The following is an 18,713-nucleotide window of genomic DNA, read 5'->3' on the forward strand; positions in this document are numbered from 1 at the left end:
GATCATGGGTCATCACACCGCCACCGAACTCATCGCCTTAAATATTGCGGTACTGACGGTATCGGATACCCGAACGCTAGAAACGGATAGCTCGGGCCAATTGTTGATTGACAAAGTCATCAGCGCCGGCCACACGCTAGCCGACCGAGCCATTGTGATTGACGATATTTACCAAATTCGCGCGCAAGCCTCACAGTGGATTGCCAATGAAGCCATTCAGGTCATTTTAATGACCGGCGGCACCGGTTTTACCAGTCGCGACAGCACGCCCGAAGCCATGACACCGCTCTTTGATAAAGCCGTGGAAGGTTTTGGCGAATTATTTCGCCACATTAGCTTTGGCCAAATAGGCACCTCCACCATTCAATCGCGCGCCCTAGCGGGTCTGGCCAACAACACCCTTATTTTCTGCCTGCCGGGCTCCAACAATGCCTGCCGCACGGCATGGGATGACATCATCAAAGCCCAACTCGACGCCCGCCAAGGCCCCTGCAACTTCGTGCCACACCTGATCGACATAGAACGGGGTGTGTGTGGGGTGAGAGCAGGAAAGTAAGTTAACAGTTTACAGCTGACAGGAAGAGCAAAAGACATTGCCCCTAAAGATTAACCACACGTCTCACATGTAAAGTTGAGATCCGATAAACGGCAAAAACGAAACATAAGTCAACAGCTAACAGGAAGAGCAGCGGCTGATTGTGTTGTTGCTTTTTAGCTCTTGTCCGCCCTGTAAACTGTCAACTGTAAACTCATCGTCCTTTTTCAAAAACACTAGATATAGATCAATATAGATTACCCACCACTAGGTATTGTGGCAGACATCCTCATCCATCAGGATAAGCCCACATTAAAAAGGAAGCCTAGAATGACTCAGGATCTCAAGCAGCCAGCACGTAACGTAAATCAAATCGCCCTACAACCTGCCTCACTGGATATCTGGGATAAAAAGTACCGGCTTAAAGATAAGGCCAATCAGCCTGTGGACGGCGACATTAAAGCAAGCTGGCAGCGCATTGCCGAAAGCTTGGCGGCGCTTGAACCGAAAAATAAAAAACATTGGTTAGAACAATTTCAATGGGCACTCGAAAACGGCGCCATTCCCGCCGGTCGGATCGTATCCAACGCCGGCGCTCAAGCGTATAAACCGGCGACCTCAACCATCAATTGCACCGTCAGCGGTACCATTGATGACTCCATGCAGGGCATTCTAGAAAAAAACCTAGAAGCTGGCCTAACACTAAAGGCCGGTTGCGGCATCGGTTACGAATTTTCCACCTTGCGACCCAAAGGAGCTTACGTCAGCGGCGCTGGCGCGCACACCTCGGGGCCACTGTCGTTTATGGATATTTTCGACAAGATGTGTTTCACCGTATCGTCCGCCGGCGGCAGGCGCGGCGCGCAAATGGCCACCTTCGATATTCACCACCCAGATGTACAAGATTTTATTCGAGCCAAACGCGAGGCCGGTCGGCTCAGGCAATTTAATTTATCACTACTCATCAGCGAAGATTTTATTGCCGCCGTGCGCGCGGACGCGGCGTGGAAATTATCTTTCCCCTTGACCGAAAAAGATTTGCAAAACAACCCGCTTGATCTTCAGGACAGCAACGCCGTGGTGTGGCGTAGGCTCGATCATTTAAACGGTGCCTTGGTGCGAAACCCACAGGGCGAAGTGGCTTGCCGGGTCTATCGAAGTCTACCGGCGAAACGTTTGTGGGATCAAATCATGGCGTCCACCTTCGATTACGCCGAGCCCGGATTCATTCTTATAGACCGGGTCAATCAGATGAATAATAACTGGTTTTGCGAAGATATTCGCGCCACCAACCCTTGTGGTGAACAACCCTTACCGCCCTACGGTAGCTGTCTATTAGGGTCGGTAAATTTAACCCAGTGCGTGGTTGAACCCTTTACCGAGCAGGCCAACTTCGATTGGGATAAATTTAGAAAATTGGTCCGTGTTTTTACCCGTATGCTCGACAATGTAGTCGAAATAAATGGTCTTGCACTCGCGGGGCAACAGCAAGAGATTTTACGGAAACGCCGGCATGGCATGGGCTTTCTCGGCCTTGGGTCAACCCTGACCATGTTGCGCATCGCCTATGGTACGCCCGCGTCGATTGCCTTTACCGAACAAGTAAGCAAAGAGTTGGCGCTCGCCGGCTGGCGCGAAGGCGTAGCACTCGCAAAAGAAAAAGGTGCGGCGCCTATTTTTGACGAAACTTTTGAGATCACAGAAACGCTGTTACAAAAAAATCCCGCCCTTAAGAAACAGTACAAGCTCGGCGATACCCTGCCCGGTAAAATATTGCACGCCCGTTACTCAGCGTATATGCAATTAATTGCCGAGGAAGACCCCGAACTGGTCAATAGTATCGCCGAATCAGGTTGTCGCTTTACCCACCACAGCTCCATCGCACCAACCGGCACTATTAGCCTGTCTTTGGCTAACAATGCCAGCAACGGAATCGAACCCAGTTTCGCCCACCACTATGCGCGCAACGTCATTCGGGAAGGCAAAAAGAGTAAGGAAAAGGTCGATGTCTTCTCCTTCGAGCTATTGGCCTATCGCGCCTTAATTAATCCGTCGGCCATGCCCTACAGCCAAGACCCAGCCGAGCAATTACCCGAATATTTTGTCACCAGCGACGACATTAGCCCGGAGCAGCACGTAGACGTACAAGCCGCAGCGCAGCGCTGGATAGATTCCAGCATATCCAAAACCATCAACGTACCGAGCGATATCGCCTTTGAAGACTTTAAAAATATCTACCTATATGCCCACAGCAAAGGCTTAAAAGGTTGCACCACTTTCCGATTTAATCCAGAGGCCTTCCAGGGTGTATTGGTAAAAGAATCCGACCTCGAAAACACCCAGTATCGCTTTACCTTAGAAGACGGCAGCCAGGTGGTACTTAAAGGTAACGACACTGTTATCTACGACGGTGAAAGCCATACGGCCGCCAATCTCTATGACGCGCTAAAAGAAGGCTACTACGGAAAATTTTAACGCCATAACAAAGATCCCATCGACATATCTGATGGCCAACCCAATTCGCAAGGACAAGACCATGGCAGAGATAGTGCTAGACAAGAAAATTACAAAATTTGAAGTGCTCACACCCACCAGTGAAAAAGCAGAAGAAATAGCACCAGCGTCAACCCCAGATATCGAGCACATGCACGAAAATATCGAACGCCCAGAAATTTTGATTGGCGCCACGTATAAGATTAAGACGCCGCTATCAGACCATGCGCTCTATATCACCATAAACGACGTGATATTAAACCAAGGAACAGATCACGAGTTGCGCAGGCCTTTCGAAATTTTTATCAACTCGAAAAATCTCGAACACTTTCAGTGGGTGGTAGCGCTCACGCGCGTTATCTCCGCCGTATTTAGAAAAGGCGGGGACTGCACCTTCCTCGCCGAAGAATTAAAAGCCGTGTTCGATCCGCAAGGCGGCTATTTTAAATCCGGCGGCAGATTTATGCCCTCACTCGTCGCAGAAATTGGCGAGGCCATTGAGAATCATATGAAAACCATTGGTCTATTAAAAATCGATGAGCTATCAGCGGCACAACAAAGTGTACTCGACGAGAAAAAAGCTGAGTACAACGCGCGCAACAATCACAGCCAAAGCGATGGTTTCCCGCCTACGGCTGAACTCTGCTTAAAATGCCACACCAAGGCCGTGATCGTCATGGATGGCTGCAAAACCTGTTTAAGTTGTGGCAACTCTAAATGTTCTTAGCTTTACGGGAGTCAATCGCGTGCATCTTTTTACCCTCTTAGCCGCCAAACGCGGCTACCAACTAGCCTGTACACTAGCGCCAAAACTACCACAAGCCCCCTTGGCTTGGGCGCTGGCCAAAGCACTCAACCGCGAATTGCGTCAAGACATAGACGCTGGCGATTTTGATTTTCTCGACGGGAAAGTACTCAGCATCGAGGTGAAGGATTTAGCCATACAATGCGCCCTCACAAAGCGAGGGTCGCATCTCCTGGTGGCGCCACCGCAACAAGCGACCGATGCAACTATTGCCGCCGCCTTACCGGATCTAATCGCCATCATCGTTGGTCGCGAAGATCCAGACAGTCTTTTTTTTCAACGCAAACTGAGTATTTCTGGCGACACGGAGCTCGGTCTAACGGCCAAGAATCGGCTCGATGCCATCGACAAAAGCCACCTTGCGCAATGGCTGCAAACAGGCCTTAACGCTCTGGACAGAACACTCGCTCAGGTCGTCGCACCCTAACTAAAAGTGAACTTTATGGAATTGGTATGTCCCGCGGGTAGCCTACCCGCTTTAACAGCCGCAGTAGAAAACGGCGCCGATGCGGTTTACATCGGCTTTAGCGATCAAACTAACGCTCGACATTTCAGCGGGCTTAATTTTACCGATGCCAAAGCGTTACAGGCACTGGCGCGTGTTCGAGCCCAAGGCAAACGCTTATTTGTGGCAATCAACACCTACGCCAACAGTAAAGATTTTCTACTTTGGCAGAAAGCCGTTGATCGGGCGGCCGATCTCGGTGCAGACGCGCTCATTCTCGCCGACATCGGCCTGATGGCCTATGCACGCAAACAGCACCCACATCTGCCGCTGCATTTATCCGTGCAGGGGTCGGCCACCAATATTGCGGCGCTGGATTTTTATGCCCAACAGTTTGGCATTAAGCGCGCGGTCTTGCCGCGGGTGTTATCGATCAAACAAGTGCAACAATTAGCTAAGGCCAGCCCCATGGAGTTGGAGGTGTTTGGCTTTGGCAGTTTATGCATTATGGCCGAGGGTCGCTGCCATCTCAGCTCTTATGTTACTGGCGAGTCGCCAAATATGAACGGCGTGTGTTCACCGGCAAAAGCGGTGCAGTGGCAGCCAACCGGTAGCGGTATGGATACGCGGTTAAATGGCGTGTTAATTGATCGCTTTGATCACACCGAAAGCGCTGGCTACCCCACCTTATGTAAGGGCCGTTTTAACGTCGACAACAAGCTACACCACGCCCTAGAGGAACCGGTTAGCTTAAATACATTAAGCCTGTTACCGACCTTAAACAGCGCCGGAATAGCCGCTATTAAACTGGAAGGCCGACAGCGAAGTCCGGCCTACGTCGCGCAAATTGTGCGCACGTGGCGCGAGGCCATAGACGCACTGTTAAAAGATCCAAGTCAATATAAAGTGCAACCGCAATGGTCGGCCTGCTTAGCCAAAAATTCTGAAGGCAAACAAACCACACTCGGCGCCTACGATCGCCCCTGGCAATAGGAACATTGACGTGCAACTCACTCTCGGCCCCATTCAATACTACTGGCCTCGCAATGATATCCATAGCTTCTACGAAGCTATGCTCCATCAACCCATTGAGCGTATTTACCTTGGCGAAGTTGTGTGCGGCAAACGCCATGAACTCAGAGCCAATGATTGGATTGAACTCGCGCAACAACTGCAATCTTACTCGGAGAAGAGCATCGTGCTGTCGACGCTAACGCTACTCGAGTCCAATGCTGATTTGAATTTAGTTAAACGCTTATGTGAAAACGATGGCTTATTAGTTGAAGCTAACGACATGTCTGCCGTGCAAATTCTATCGCAAGCGAAACTGCCATTTGTCTGCGGCTCGGCCATTAATATCTACAACCACCATACGCTCGAATATTTACAGTCCCTCGGCATGCAGCGTTGGGTGGTGCCCGTGGAGATGGGCAAACTACAATTGCAAACAATCATGCAAGCGCTAGACCATGAATTAGAGGTGGAGGTTTTCGCTTATGGCCACATGCCCCTAGCCTATTCCGCCCGCTGTTTTACCGCACGACATTTGAATATGGACAAAGACAGCTGCGGCTATCGCTGTATAGATTATCCACATGGGCTCGCGTTAAACACACAGGAAAATGAACATCTCTTCGTTATTAACGGCATACAAACGCTATCGGGCCAACCCGTAAATCTACTTTCCCACTGGCAAGATTTCGACAGCTGTAAAGTGACGGCGCTTCGGTTATCACCGCAATGGCAAGCTATGCAAGACATTATTCGCGCATTTGATGCGATTCGCTTAGATAACAAATCATCGCTTGAAGGCGGAGTAGACGGCTATTGGCTCAGCAAACCCGGGCTCGATATCATTGCTAAAGCCGGTTGAGGATAGGCAGAAATAGGCACAATATCACCAACGTCAAACAGCGACTCAGGCGAGTAATATGTCGATGAACCGCACGTTGACCAGACCACCGCCAGATCAAAACCAGCGAAACTATCTTTACGGATAATAGCAACGTCCCTCACCTGCGCACTCGGTGCCCTCCTGCCGAAGGAAGGCTACTCGGTACAGACGCCAAAGATCGGGCCCTATTTACACCCCTCCAGCGCGCGAATTGAAACCGTGAGATTCCGATTGCCATATCGAAGGAGGTTAATTCGAAAAAAGTGCCGTACAATAGCCATCATTCCTAAGCACCCTCGATACTGCAGCAAGCACAGATCGCATACCCACCAGGCCGAAACATGAGCGACGACATCAATTACAAAAATAACCCCCTGCACGGCATTAGCCTTAAAAATATGCTGGTGGAACTGGTCGACCACTACGGCTTTGAAATTCTCTTTGCCTATTTATACATCAATTGTTTTAAAACCAACCCCAGTATCGACTCGAGCGTCAAGTTTCTTAAAAAGACCGATTGGGCAAGAGAGAAAGTAGAAGCCTTTTATCTGTACGAATTTAAACATCTGCCCAGAGCCTCAGACGAACAATTTTTGCTACCTCCTAGAGATAGAATTATCCCCGACGATCAACAGCCTGGCAGTCCCAAAGAGCTCAGCCTCGAGGACGCACAACGCCTGCGCGAAAAACGCGAGCGCAAAGCCTCTGAGCGCGGCCGAGGCGGCGATCATAGAATGGGTAAAAGCCAGCGCGATAACCGCAGCGGGAAACAGAATAAAAACAATACTGGCCCAAGAAATACCAGCGGCGATAGGTCAACTAGTGGCAAACCATGGCCACCCGGCGCTCGACACTCTTCGAGCCCCGCCGCAGACACCCCCTTTGACCCTTGGGCCCAAGCCAAAATAAAAAATAAAGAAAGGCGTGATTCTTAACGTTAACAAACTGCGAATTAGCGCTAAATAACGCCTAGACAACACAGGCACGGCAACGGAAGCCATGCGGCGGTGAATGTATGGTCAGGCTCGTTTATATTGCCGCCCTTTAACCTCTGCACCCAAATAGACATTCACCAGCGTTTATCCTCTAACCTAAAACTGCCATGGATAGGTCGACGGCTAGCGCCAGACTGCAGTTCGCTTACGGAGAAAACCAACAAAGACGTGGCTTTAACGTTAAGTGCTTTATCGGCGCCAGCCACTGTCGCTCCCGCTAAGTCGATACGACTCCCCTGAATGAGCGCGGCCTTTTTACCTTGAATCAATACATTCGTTCCCAACACGACGGATTCATCACTGCTAAAGCTACGCCCCTCGCTCACTAAACTCACATTTCTCAATTCCACTGAGCTGTGCGCAACGCTAAGACGTTCGGCGCTGACATTATCCAACAAAATGTTTTTACATCGGCTCAATGAAACACGCCTATAGGCACCGGTGATAACTCGATTGCTACAATCTTTTAGCACCAGATCAGTGTTACCTATTGGAGCCGATGGCGGTTGATATCTATACGCATCGTCAGCCGTGCCCTCAAGCCTGTTCAACAACCACGCATTAAACATAGGTGTGTGGCTAGCCATAGGCACATGAGCGGCATCGGGAAAAATACTCAATTGCGCACCGGCAATTTTCTGCTCGAGTAAATAACCGGTGCGCAAAGGTGCCACGGTATCTTGAGCGCCCCAGAGAATGGCGGTTGGCACGGTGACCTGCGCAAATCGACGCGAAAAATCGGTTTGCACCAGCGCCAGTGCAGCATTGCTATTGGGCGACTGGCCAACAACGGCATCGCGTATTCGACGATTGCCAAGCACGGCGGTTGGGTCACCCAGCAAACTTACGCGCTCGATCAAGGACTCGGCAAAATCTACCGCGCTCGCACTGGGTGATCGAATAATATCGGGTAGCTGTTCTAAGGGCACCGGCGCGGTGGCGAGCGATTTTACAAAGGCTGTGCGCTCGAGAATGCCCGCGGCATCAACTAACATAAGCTGGCGCAACTGTGGCCCTGGTGAGGGCGTTGCGCTTGGCATTTGGCTCGCTAAATACAAGCTTACTGCAGCGCCCATAGAATGCCCGACAAGGTGCACCTCGTCGTGCGCCAAATCAGCGATAAGACCCGCGAGCACGGCAGCATAATTTTCCGGCGAGTATTCGCCAGAGGGTAACGCCGAGCGCCCAAAGCCGGGCAAATCTACCGCCAGTACATGATAGCGAGCAGCCAGTGCGGGTATAACCGGTAGCCAATCAAGCATGCCGTTTTGTCCCAGCCCATGCACTAGCACGACGGTAGGACCGTGGTTAACCCCAGCTTCTAAAACTGCCATGGGTGAATGCCAAACGGCGTCTTGACGGTGGCTTAAACGCCACTGGTGGGCCTGCGCAGCTAACAACAACGGATCGGCGGGATCAAAGTTTGGGGTTTGGTAATCCGGCTCTTGATCATCCTGTTGCAGAAATTTTTGCTCTACAGCTTCACTCACCTCGTGCACGGCGTCTTTCGTCTTTTGCCACCAGTTTTCTGCAAAAAGCAGAGAGGAAAATAAGGTTAGTGACGCGGCTGTAACAATAACGAAGGCGGTTTGCCGCACATGATTACCCACAAAAACTCCCTTTCTAAATAGACCTTACGTCAAACACTCGATAATACATTTTGGAAAAGTTGGTAACGCTAACACAAGCATCTAGCGCGCTCCGCCTTGTGGCGTGTAGAAAAATTACTGCCCTAGGACATGCTTAACGAACGGAATAGTGAGTTTGCGCTTTTCCCGCAGACTCGCTTTATCTAACTGATCAAGTAACGTAAATATTTGATCGAGATCGCGTGGCACTCGCTGAATAATATAGTTCGCCACTTCATCGGTCAGCTGCAAGCCGCGCACCTCGGCGCGTTTTTGCAGAGCCACGGCTTTTTCATCATCGGTTAACAGTTGCAACTGACAACTCAAACCCCACTGCAAGCGCGATTTTAAATCCGCCAATTGAATGGATAAGTGCGCGGGGTTTTCGGCACTGGTAATTAACAAGGGCACGCCGGCGTCGCGCAGCCGATTAAAAAGATGAAACAGCGCGCGCTCCCATTGCGGCATGCCAGCAATAGCGTGTACATCATCCAAGCAAACCAAATCCAGATATTCCAAGCCGGCCAGCAAGCTATCGATAGCTTCCGTTTCAAACGCGTAGTCTCGCACTGAAAGCAGCGGTAGGTACTGAACTTGCAATCCCTGATTAGATGCCTCCACACACAGGGCCTGCGCTAAATGGCTACGCCCGACGCCGCCCCATAAGCAGACAAATTGCTCGCCCTCGCGCGACAATAAATTGCGCACAGCTTGCACGGCAAATGCATTGGGCGATTGAGCTGAGGTATAAAAATTGTCAAACTGGGCATCGTCGTTTAAACCGATACCCAGAGGCAGTTGCTGCGGTACAGACATGCAACGAAACCTTAGCGGTGCCAACGATAGATCAGCGGGTTGGTCTCAGAGCCATCGGGTGCAATCAAGCTTGGCATCGGCACCAGCTTTTTATCGAGGTCAAAAGCCCGCTGTAAATGCGACAAATCGGACTCGGGATACAGTGCTATCCACAGGCTTTCGCCTTCCGCTTTTATCAACTGAATCGAGCGCAGCGCTTCGTGATTTTCTAAATAGCTCAACATCTCTCGGTACTGATCGAAACTCTTCACCTCAGTAATATGCGCCATTAACTGGGTATTGGCTTCACGACCAGGCACGATGGCGTAGCGCGCGGCTAACTTATTTGCAATTTCATCGATCATCGGGGCCGCCAAGAGGGCTTCATTGTCACCGCGAGAGTCTAGCAGCTCTGAATTTTCACCGTCTAACCACTGCCAAACACCGCGTAGCTCACCACTGCTGGTACGGCTATAGCGTCCGACCACAATGACATTCGGCTGATAGCGAAAAGAAGCCGTTTTTAACGTCTCTTGGCGAAATTGCCAGAGTTGATCGAGACTAATCGCCATTTGGTCTTCCAAATCCCACAGCGGAAACGTCAAGGGCAAGCCGCGACGCAAGGCTTCAGCGCGCAATTGCTCATGCACCTCGGCTTTGGTCACCACGGCGCGGCCCTCGGGCCACAGATCCTCCACTAACCAAACCAATACACTCGGTCGATTTTCCGGCCAAATGGGCAGCTGTAATTTACGCAGTAATTTTTCAATGGCCACCTCGGAGAAGGTAAATACCAACTCGAAGGCATCCACCTCTCTGCCATCTGCTTGCACCAGAGTTTGGCTGGAGCGGTTATACGCGAACTGCAACACGTAGTTTTGCGCCTGCCTTAAATAGCCAGCGAGTTCAGCACTTTCGGCGATTTGCGTATCGCCCGTTATCCGCACTAACAACTTGGCCATCGCTTGGCTTGCGGCTTCGTTGCGCTCTTTGGCTTGCTGGCTCGTCACTAAGGTGTTGACCTTATACAAATCAACCAATTGTTGGGCCATAGCGCCTTGAGGTGCACACAGCACCAGCATCAGTAAAAAAACGGCCGCCAAAACTGATCTCATCTATGCCTCCAATCGGCAGGTCTAAAGCGCGCCATTGTAACAGCCTCGGCACGGCTTAACAGCGCAACAAATGGCGACTAAGCCTCAGGCTGACAAGCCGGATACCGGCTTTGTGTGAAATTCAGGCAAAAGGCTGCCATCAGCCCCTACAAACTGCTAGAATGCTCGCCTTTTTTTCCAACCCGATTTCCGGAAAGCGCCCATGAGTACTGATAAGCCCCAAGCCCCGCAATCTTTAAGCTACAAAGACGCAGGTGTCGACATTGAAGCAGGTGATGCGTTAGTTGAACGCATTAAAAGTGTCGCTGCGCGCACCCGTCGCCCAGAGGTGATGGCAGGCTTAGGCGGTTTTGGCGCGCTGTGTGAAATTCCCGAGGGCTATAAGCAGCCAGTCTTGGTCAGCGGCACCGACGGCGTGGGCACCAAATTGCGCCTGGCCATGGAATTGGACAACCACGACACCATTGGTGTCGACTTGGTGGCTATGTGTGTTAACGATCTGGTGGTTGCAGGCGCCGAGCCGCTATTTTTCCTCGACTACTATGCCACCGGCAAACTCAACGTCGATATCGCAGAAAAAGTCGTGATCGGCATTGGCGAAGGCTGTGATTTGGCCGGCTGCTCATTGGTAGGTGGTGAAACCGCCGAAATGCCAGGCATGTATGAAGGTGAAGACTACGACCTCGCCGGCTTCTGTGTCGGTGTTGTCGAAAAGGCCGAGATAATTGATGGTAGCAAGGTGAAAGCCGGCAACCTATTGCTAGCCCTGCCTTCATCCGGCCCGCACTCAAACGGTTACTCGTTGATTCGCAAGATTATCGAGGTCAGCAATGCCGACCTCAATCAAGACCTAGACGGCAGCCCCATCAGCGAGCTATTAATGGCGCCCACCCGTATTTACGTCAAAGCCTTGCTCAGCCTGATCAAGGGCTCGCAGGTGAACGCCATGGCCCACATCACTGGCGGCGGCATCACAGAAAACATCCCACGGGTACTACCCAAAGGCACCAAGGCGGTGATCGACCTAGCCAGCTGGGATCTACCTCCGGTATTTAAATGGCTGCAAGCTAACGGCAACGTCGCCGCACGCGAAATGTTCCGCACCTTTAACTGTGGTGTCGGTATGGTGATTGCCATTCCAACCGAGTGTAAAGATGAGGCCCTGACGTTGCTGCGCAATGCCGGCGAACAACCGTTTATCATCGGCAATATTGCCGATGCCACTGCTGACGAGCCGCAGGTAGAGCTGAAAGGCTTGTAAGTATGAGCTCACTTCCTCGCGTTGTGGTGCTGCTGTCTGGCGGCGGCACCAACCTGCAAGCGCTTATCGATAGCGCCGCCACATCTGAACTGGGCGCGCAATTGGTTGGCGTTATTAGCAATCGTCCGGCCGCCTTCGGCCTCGAGCGTGCGGCTAAGGCCGGCATTGCCACGCGTTTGCTCGATCACACTGCATTCGACAGTCGCGAGGCTTTCGACACGGCCTTAATGGCTGAGATTGATCAGTTCCAACCAGACATAGTGGTGCTGGCCGGCTTTATGCGCATCCTCACGCCGGCCTTTACCGAGCACTACTTGGGAAAAATGTTGAACATTCACCCCTCGCTGTTGCCCAAGTTCCAAGGTTTGCACACGCATCAGCGCGCCATCGACGCAGGTGATAACTGTCACGGTGTTACCGTACACTTTGTCACGGCCGAACTAGATGGCGGCCCAGCGGCGATTCAAGCCATCGTGCCTATTGAACAACAGGACGATGCCGCCAGTCTCGCTCAGCGCGTGCAAGTGCAAGAACACATCATTTACCCAATGGCTGTGAACTGGTTAGCGTCAGGTCGGTTGCGCTACCAAGCGGGAAAAGCTTGGCTAGACGGATCGCCACTGCCTGTACAAGGCTTCCAGATAGACAGCCGGCTCTGATAGGACGCAGGCATGAAACTGGGCAACACCGTGGCACTGGCCACATTAATAGCACTTTGTAGCAGCACCGCACTCAATTCAGCGCTGGCGCAGCCCACCCTTAAAGGTGGCACCGCTCCCGCTGCCAACGCAACAGCCACACCAACGGTAAAGCCTGCGGATATGGAGGCGGTCGACCCGCGCGCTACCGCGCTGGCGACAGGCCAACCAGAAACGCAACCGCAAGCTGACAACCCCGATAAAGACGCCGCGGCAAAAACGCTAGCCGTCGCGGTGCCATCGGCATTGCCTAAGCCATTCAAGGCCACCTACAAAACTAGGCTCTACGGCATCAATCTCACCGCCACCCGCGAACTCAAACAACAGGAAGACGGGCGCTGGTTTTTGCGCTTTGACATCGATTCTTGGGTCGCCGAACTCAAAGAGCGCTCGTGGTTTGAATGGAATAGCGAGGGCCACGCTCTGACCCATCGCTACGAATACCATCGCTCGGGTTTGGCGCCCGATCGCGATGTAGTTATCGCCTTTAACTGGGACAAGCACCGCGTGGTCAACTCGCTCAACAGCGAGGAAGATTGGAGCATGACCATTCCAGATGGTACCCTCGACAAACTCAACGCCACTATGCAAATTCGCGCCGACTTAATTAACGGTCGCAAAGAGCTGTCTTACGACGTGGCCGATGGCGGTAAATTAAAAAACTTCAGCTTCTCCATTGAGCGCGAAGAAACCATCAAAACGCCCGTGGGCGAATTAGACACAGTGGTTATTAAAACCATTCGAAAAAAGAAAAGCCGAGAAACCTACACTTATTTCGCTAAAGACTGGGATTATGTGTTGGTTCGCATCTCGCAAAAAGAACCCAATGGCGACAGTGCTTCTGTGGATATTCAAGAAGGCTGGGTAGACGGCACCAAGATTGTCGGTCGCTAACGCAAGAGCTTAGGCTCACCATTAAACTCTTTAACAATATAGGATTGCCCATGAACATCGCCGACAAATTAGTCGCCAGCATTCACTACACCCTCACGAACGACGAAGGCGAAGTGATCGACTCTTCCGCCGGTCATGCACCACTGGATTACATTCAGGGCTTGGGCAACATCATTCCCGGTCTGGAGAACGCACTCAACGGCAAGGCCGTGGGCGACAAATTGCAAGTGGTTATCGAACCCGTCGACGGCTACGGCGAATACAATGCCGAGCTGGTGCAAGAACTGCCGCGCACTATGTTCGAAGGTGTCGACACCATCGAAGTCGGCATGGCTTTCCAAGCGCAAACCGCTGCCGGCATGCAGGTTGTTGAAGTCAAAGAAGTGGACGAAGAAACAGTCACTATTGATGGCAACCATCAACTAGCAGGCCAGCGTTTACATTTCGATGTCGAAGTTGTCGCCATACGCGAGGCCAGTGCGGAAGAATTATCGCACGGCCACGTACACGCCGCCGGCGGTTGCGGTCACGACCACTAAGACTTTAGTTTAGGCCCGCGCTAAGCGGGCCTTTCGCTACCTGCCTCAACACTGACACACCGATCTCTCCTTCGCCAATCGCGTACATTCGACAAGAAAAATTCGCCTTTTCTACTATACTCGAGCCTACACAATCATAAATTGTAGAGGGAACTCCCATGCCAAATACGGCTAACGTGGGCGAGCACCCCCCCGTTTCTCGGCGAGAAGAACGCTATGCATTCTTTGCGCTCGCCTTTTGTGCCGCGCCCATTGCCTCGGTAATCATCGTCGGAGGCTATGGCTTTATTGTCTGGATAAGCCAAATACTGTCGGGCCCGCCGAGCTACTAAACCCCATGTCAACGCTAAGCCGTCGACAACTTATCCGTGGCGCTAAAACACAAGCCGCGCCGTCTTTACCTTGGACTGATCAGGTAAAAATTGTCGATGCCTGTACGCGCTGCGGAGATTGCATTAGCGCCTGCGAAGAAAGCATCATCATAAAGGCCGACGGTGGTTTTCCACGCATTGACTTTAATCTAGGCGGCTGTACCGGCTGCGAAAAATGTTTAGACGTGTGTGAAGCGCCGATATTCGGCGCAGCAAATGGCTCCCTGTGGCCGACAACAATCGCCATCAACAGCCAGTGCCTAACGCACAGCGGCGTCTACTGCCAAAGCTGCCGCGACAGCTGCGACCGCAATGCCATTAGTTTTTCCAGAGCTAGTATTCCCTCTCCCCAACTCGACACCGATGCATGTAACAGCTGCGGTGCCTGCATAAGCGTCTGCCCCACGGAGGCCATTCAATGGCAACAAGCCGAATAGAACCCGCCCACCATATCGCCAGTTTAGTCATACAGTTCAAAGCTGAACATAGAACGGCCTTACATCATTTTATTGACAACTTTACCGGCGCAGAAATTGGTGTTGAAGAAAATTCTAAAATGGTGATTTTAATTACTTCGGAAAGCCAACAAACCATTGTCGATTTCATCGATCAAGTACAACTCAGAACCGGCGTACTTTCCGCAAACTTGGTTTATCACTTCAGCGAAGCAGAAACCTCAACACAGGGAGCCCAACATGAAACGGCGTGATTTTATCAAAGCACAGGCACTTGCCACCGCAGCAGCCGCGGCAGGTATTCAACTGCCAACTCATGCAGCCAATATCGTGACCGACGCGAGTCAAACACAGCTCACCTGGAACAAGGCGCCCTGCCGATTTTGCGGCACTGGATGCGGAGTCAACGTTGCCACCAAGGATAATAAAGTAGTTGCCACACATGGCGATATTCAATCGCCCGTCAACCGCGGCCTGAATTGCGTAAAAGGGTACTTTTTATCAAAAATTATGTACGGCAAAGACCGTTTAACAACGCCTATGCTGCGTAAATCCAACGGTAAGTATGATAAAAATGGCGACTTCACACCCGTGAGCTGGGACGAAGCCTTCGACATCATGGCGGAAAAATTTAAAGCGGCCCTAAAGGACAAAGGTCCTCAGGGCATTGGCATGTTCGGCTCAGGTCAATGGACAGTTTGGGAAGGTTACGCTGCGGTCAAATTATTCAAGGCGGGGTTTAGATCCAACAACATCGACCCCAATGCTCGCCACTGCATGGCGTCAGCTGTCGCTGGGTTTATGCGCACCTTCGGCATTGATGAACCTATGGGTTGCTACGAAGATTTCGAAGCTGCAGATGCCTTCGTTTTGTGGGGCTCAAATATGGCGGAAATGCACCCCATCCTATGGACGCGCATCACCGACCGACGCCTAAGCCATCCACACGTAAAAGTTGCCGTATTATCGACCTATGAACACCGCTCATTTGAACTGGCTGATATTCCAATGGTGTTTACACCGCAAACTGATTTAGCCATTTTAAATTACATCGCAAATTACATTATCGAAAAAGACAAAGTTAATTGGGACTTCGTTAACAAACACGTAAACTTTAAGCGTGGCACGACAGATATTGGCTACGGGTTAAGGCCCACACACGAAAAAGAAAAAGCCGCGAAAAACCCAGGCAGCGGCGATGCAACGCCTATATCCTTTAAAGAATTTGCCGCCTTTGTTAAAACCTACGACGTTAACTACACAAGTAAATTAACCGGCGTCCCAGCATCTCGACTCGAAGAGCTGGCTAAACTGTATGCGGACCCGAAAACAAAAGTCATGTCACTCTGGACCATGGGGTTTAACCAGCACACTCGTGGCGTGTGGGCCAACAACTTGGTTTATAACATTCACCTATTAACGGGGAAAATTTCTGAACCCGGCAACAGCCCATTTTCGCTGACAGGTCAACCTTCCGCCTGCGGCACAGCACGAGAAGTAGGTACTTTTTCTCATCGCCTACCAGCCGATATGGTGGTCAACAACCCAGAACATAGAAAATTTTCCGAAAAAAAATGGAAGCTGCCTGAAGGTATCGTACCCGACTGGCTAGGCGCCCACGCGGTCGTGCAAAATAGAAAGCTCAAGGATGGAGATATCAACGCCTACTGGGTTCAAGTTAATAATAATATGCAAGCCGCCGCCAACATGATGGAGGAAGGACTGCCTGGCTATCGAAACCCAAAAAACTTTATCGTGGTTAGCGATGCCTACCCGACCGTCACGGCTCAAGCTGCCGATCTTATTTTACCAAGCGCCATGTGGGTCGAAAAAGAAGGCGCTTACGGAAACGCCGAAAGGCGCACGCAATTTTGGCACCAATTAGTGGATGCACCCGGTGAAGCGAAATCTGATTTATGGCAGCTCGTCGAGTTTTCCAAACGCTTTAAAACAGAAGACGTTTGGCCAACAGATATTCTCGACAAAAACCCAAGCTATAAAAATAAAACCTTATACCAGGTTCTGTTTAAAAATGGGCAGGCTGATAAATACCCCAACAGCGATATCGCAGATGGCTATAAAAATCACGAAGCTGAAAGTTTTGGATACTACATTCAGAAGGGGCTCTTCGAAGAATACGCCAGTTTTGGCCGAGGCAAAGCCCACGACCTAGCCGATTTCGACACCTATCACAAGGAGCGAGGCTTACGCTGGCCAGTGGTGCAAGGCAAAGAAACACAATGGCGTTTTAAGGAAGGTTCGGATCCCTATGTCAAAGCAGGAAAGGGCTTCGAGTTCTATGGCCACGCCGATGGTAAAGCCGTCATTTTTGCGCTGCCCTACGAAGCGGCTGCGGAAGTGCCAGACAAAGAATACGATCTCTGGTTATCGACCGGCCGAGTATTAGAACACTGGCATTCGGGCTCTATGACTCGACGCGTACCCGAACTCCATAAAAGTTATCCAAATGCTCAGGTTTTCATGCACCCTGATGATGCAAGTGCTCGCGGATTAAGGCGTGGCGATGCGGTGAAAATAAAATCACGTCGCGGTGAAATTATATCTCGAGTAGAAACACGGGGGCGCAATAAACCACCCGTTGGTTTGGTCTTTGTGCCTTGGTTTGACTCCAGCCAGCTCATCAACAAAGTTACTTTGGATGCAACTGATCCGCTATCAAAACAAACAGACTTCAAGAAATGTGCTGTTAAAATCGAGAAAGCATAGGAGGCCATATGAAAAAGTTTTCGCTACTAACAGCCGTCTATTTATTGAGCGCACTAGCGCTTGCCGACACGAATATTGCCACCACACGCAGCCACCAACTCGATACTGAGCCAACACCACCTACCATGCCCAATGTCATTGATAATGATAAAAAACAGGTGCGCAGCTACCCCATGCAACCGCCCACCATTCCGCACAAGATCGACAACTATCGAGTAGATAAGAACTCGAACAAATGTCTAAGCTGCCATAAACGCTCGCGCACCGGTGAGTCTCAAGCACCCATGGTTAGCGTTACCCACTTTATGGATAGAGACGGAAATTTCCTAGCTGAAGTCTCGCCCCGGCGCTATTTTTGCGAGCAATGTCATGTGGTGCAGACAGATGCAAAAATCTTGGTAGATTCAGATTTTGTCGATATGTACCAGCTGATTGAAAAAGGACAATAGGTATCATCATGATTGAACGAATCAAACGTTTTTGGTACGTAATTCGAAAACCTAGTGTTCACTACAGCTTAGGTGCACTGACCGCAGGAGGCTTTCTCATGGGCGTTATTTTTTGGGGTGGCTTCAATACGGCAATGGAAATTACCAATACTGAGGCCTTTTGTACGGGTTGCCACGAAATGCGCGAAAACGTTTTCGCCGAACTAAAGCACACTATCCATTTTACCAATCGCTCAGGCGTGCGAGCTAAGTGCTCAGATTGTCACGTACCACATGATTGGACCTACAAGATCGCGCGAAAAATGCAGGCATCAAAGGAAGTCTGGGGGAAAATATTTGGCACCATTAGCACCCGTGAAAAATTTCTTGCGAAGCGCCGCGAATTAGCCGAGCACGAGTGGGCAAGACTAAAAGCCAACAACTCCCTAGAATGCCGTAACTGTCACGAGTTTGACTACATGGACTTCACTCGGCAAAGCCAGCGTGCTGCCAACATGCATTCAACAGCGCTGGCTAGCGGGGAAAAAACCTGCATCGATTGCCACAAAGGTATAGCGCACCAGCTACCCGATATGTCTGGCGTAGAAGGCTGGTAGCTATCAAATACACGTACA

At 50.9% G+C, this 18,713-nt stretch carries 20 protein-coding genes; 17 read left to right on the plus strand and 3 right to left on the minus strand.

The features are described from left to right. Positions 1–4 precede the first annotated feature (4 nt). From moaB to ACGHTT_RS13475, 7 genes are all read left to right on the plus strand, one after another. Positions 5–556, plus strand: coding sequence for a molybdenum cofactor biosynthesis protein B (gene moaB, locus ACGHTT_RS13445; RefSeq protein WP_390591248.1), 552 nt, complete (start codon positions 5–7; stop codon positions 554–556). A 309-nt stretch (positions 557–865) separates the two neighbouring features. Next, complete coding sequence (locus ACGHTT_RS13450; protein WP_390591250.1) at positions 866–3,010, plus strand: adenosylcobalamin-dependent ribonucleoside-diphosphate reductase; 2,145 nt, start codon at positions 866–868, stop codon at positions 3,008–3,010. A 61-nt stretch (positions 3,011–3,071) separates the two neighbouring features. Next, complete coding sequence (locus ACGHTT_RS13455; RefSeq protein ID WP_390591251.1) at positions 3,072–3,755, plus strand: NrdJb; 684 nt, start codon at positions 3,072–3,074, stop codon at positions 3,753–3,755. A 19-nt stretch (positions 3,756–3,774) separates the two neighbouring features. Further along, positions 3,775–4,260: an SCP2 domain-containing protein gene (locus ACGHTT_RS13460; RefSeq protein WP_390591253.1), complete on the plus strand. Its 486-nt coding sequence runs from the start codon at positions 3,775–3,777 to the stop codon at positions 4,258–4,260. 15 nt (positions 4,261–4,275) lie between these two features. Continuing rightward, positions 4,276–5,271: a peptidase U32 family protein gene (locus ACGHTT_RS13465; protein ID WP_390591255.1), complete on the plus strand. Its 996-nt coding sequence runs from the start codon at positions 4,276–4,278 to the stop codon at positions 5,269–5,271. A gap of 10 nt (positions 5,272–5,281) precedes the next feature. Further along, positions 5,282–6,151, plus strand: a complete 870-nt coding sequence (locus ACGHTT_RS13470; protein ID WP_390591257.1) for a U32 family peptidase — start codon at positions 5,282–5,284, stop codon at positions 6,149–6,151. A 362-nt stretch (positions 6,152–6,513) separates the two neighbouring features. Beyond that, on the plus strand, positions 6,514–7,107 hold the full coding sequence (locus tag ACGHTT_RS13475; protein ID WP_390591259.1) for a VF530 family DNA-binding protein: 594 nt from the start codon (positions 6,514–6,516) through the stop codon (positions 7,105–7,107). Positions 7,108–7,241: 134 nt separating this feature from the next. On the opposite strand, the gene ACGHTT_RS13480 is transcribed toward ACGHTT_RS13475, so the two are convergent. The 3 genes from ACGHTT_RS13480 to ACGHTT_RS13490 form a co-directional block, all read right to left on the minus strand. Beyond that, positions 7,242–8,777 (minus strand): alpha/beta fold hydrolase, encoded by a 1,536-nt coding sequence (locus ACGHTT_RS13480; RefSeq protein ID WP_390591261.1) that lies wholly within the window; start codon positions 8,775–8,777, stop codon positions 7,242–7,244. Between the two features lie 114 nt (positions 8,778–8,891). Beyond that, positions 8,892–9,611, minus strand: coding sequence for a DnaA regulatory inactivator Hda (gene hda, locus ACGHTT_RS13485; RefSeq protein WP_390591262.1), 720 nt, complete (start codon positions 9,609–9,611; stop codon positions 8,892–8,894). Positions 9,612–9,622: 11 nt separating this feature from the next. Further along, positions 9,623–10,705 carry a DUF2066 domain-containing protein gene (locus ACGHTT_RS13490; RefSeq protein ID WP_390591264.1) on the minus strand — a complete coding sequence of 361 codons (1,083 nt, stop codon included), beginning with the start codon at positions 10,703–10,705 and terminating at the stop codon, positions 9,623–9,625. Positions 10,706–10,907: 202 nt separating this feature from the next. Between ACGHTT_RS13490 and purM the strand changes: the two genes are divergently transcribed. The 10 genes from purM to ACGHTT_RS13540 all read left to right on the plus strand — a co-directional run bounded on the left by purM (position 10,908) and on the right by ACGHTT_RS13540 (position 18,695). After that, on the plus strand, positions 10,908–11,966 hold the full coding sequence (gene purM / locus ACGHTT_RS13495) for a phosphoribosylformylglycinamidine cyclo-ligase (RefSeq protein ID WP_390591265.1): 1,059 nt from the start codon (positions 10,908–10,910) through the stop codon (positions 11,964–11,966). Between the two features lie 2 nt (positions 11,967–11,968). Further along, positions 11,969–12,625, plus strand: a complete 657-nt coding sequence (gene purN, locus ACGHTT_RS13500) for a phosphoribosylglycinamide formyltransferase (protein ID WP_390591267.1) — start codon at positions 11,969–11,971, stop codon at positions 12,623–12,625. A gap of 12 nt (positions 12,626–12,637) precedes the next feature. Further along, positions 12,638–13,558, plus strand: coding sequence for a DUF3108 domain-containing protein (locus ACGHTT_RS13505; RefSeq protein ID WP_390591269.1), 921 nt, complete (start codon positions 12,638–12,640; stop codon positions 13,556–13,558). Between the two features lie 50 nt (positions 13,559–13,608). Next, positions 13,609–14,097, plus strand: a complete 489-nt coding sequence (slyD, locus tag ACGHTT_RS13510; protein WP_390591271.1) for a peptidylprolyl isomerase — start codon at positions 13,609–13,611, stop codon at positions 14,095–14,097. Between the two features lie 158 nt (positions 14,098–14,255). Then, the gene (gene napE / locus ACGHTT_RS13515) at positions 14,256–14,429 is read left to right on the plus strand and encodes a periplasmic nitrate reductase, NapE protein (protein WP_390591272.1); all 174 of its coding nucleotides are present in this window, start codon (positions 14,256–14,258) and stop codon (positions 14,427–14,429) included. Positions 14,430–14,434: 5 nt separating this feature from the next. Then, complete coding sequence (locus ACGHTT_RS13520) at positions 14,435–14,905, plus strand: ferredoxin-type protein NapF (RefSeq protein WP_390591273.1); 471 nt, start codon at positions 14,435–14,437, stop codon at positions 14,903–14,905. Continuing rightward, positions 14,887–15,177, plus strand: coding sequence for a chaperone NapD (locus ACGHTT_RS13525; RefSeq protein WP_390591275.1), 291 nt, complete (start codon positions 14,887–14,889; stop codon positions 15,175–15,177). The genes ACGHTT_RS13520 and ACGHTT_RS13525 overlap by 19 nt, the downstream gene beginning before the upstream one ends. Beyond that, positions 15,164–17,650, plus strand: coding sequence for a nitrate reductase catalytic subunit NapA (gene napA, locus ACGHTT_RS13530; protein ID WP_390591276.1), 2,487 nt, complete (start codon positions 15,164–15,166; stop codon positions 17,648–17,650). Before ACGHTT_RS13525 ends, napA begins: the two co-directional genes overlap by 14 nt. 8 nt (positions 17,651–17,658) lie before the next feature. Continuing rightward, a complete protein-coding gene (locus ACGHTT_RS13535; RefSeq protein WP_390591278.1) occupies positions 17,659–18,099 on the plus strand; it encodes a nitrate reductase cytochrome c-type subunit in 441 nt (146 codons plus the stop codon). 8 nt (positions 18,100–18,107) lie between these two features. After that, on the plus strand, positions 18,108–18,695 hold the full coding sequence (locus ACGHTT_RS13540) for a cytochrome c3 family protein (RefSeq protein ID WP_390591279.1): 588 nt from the start codon (positions 18,108–18,110) through the stop codon (positions 18,693–18,695). The last annotated feature ends 18 nt before the right edge of the window (positions 18,696–18,713 follow it).

Source organism: Simiduia litorea (genome assembly GCF_042853465.1).
Classification (GTDB): domain Bacteria; phylum Pseudomonadota; class Gammaproteobacteria; order Pseudomonadales; family Cellvibrionaceae; genus Simiduia; species Simiduia litorea.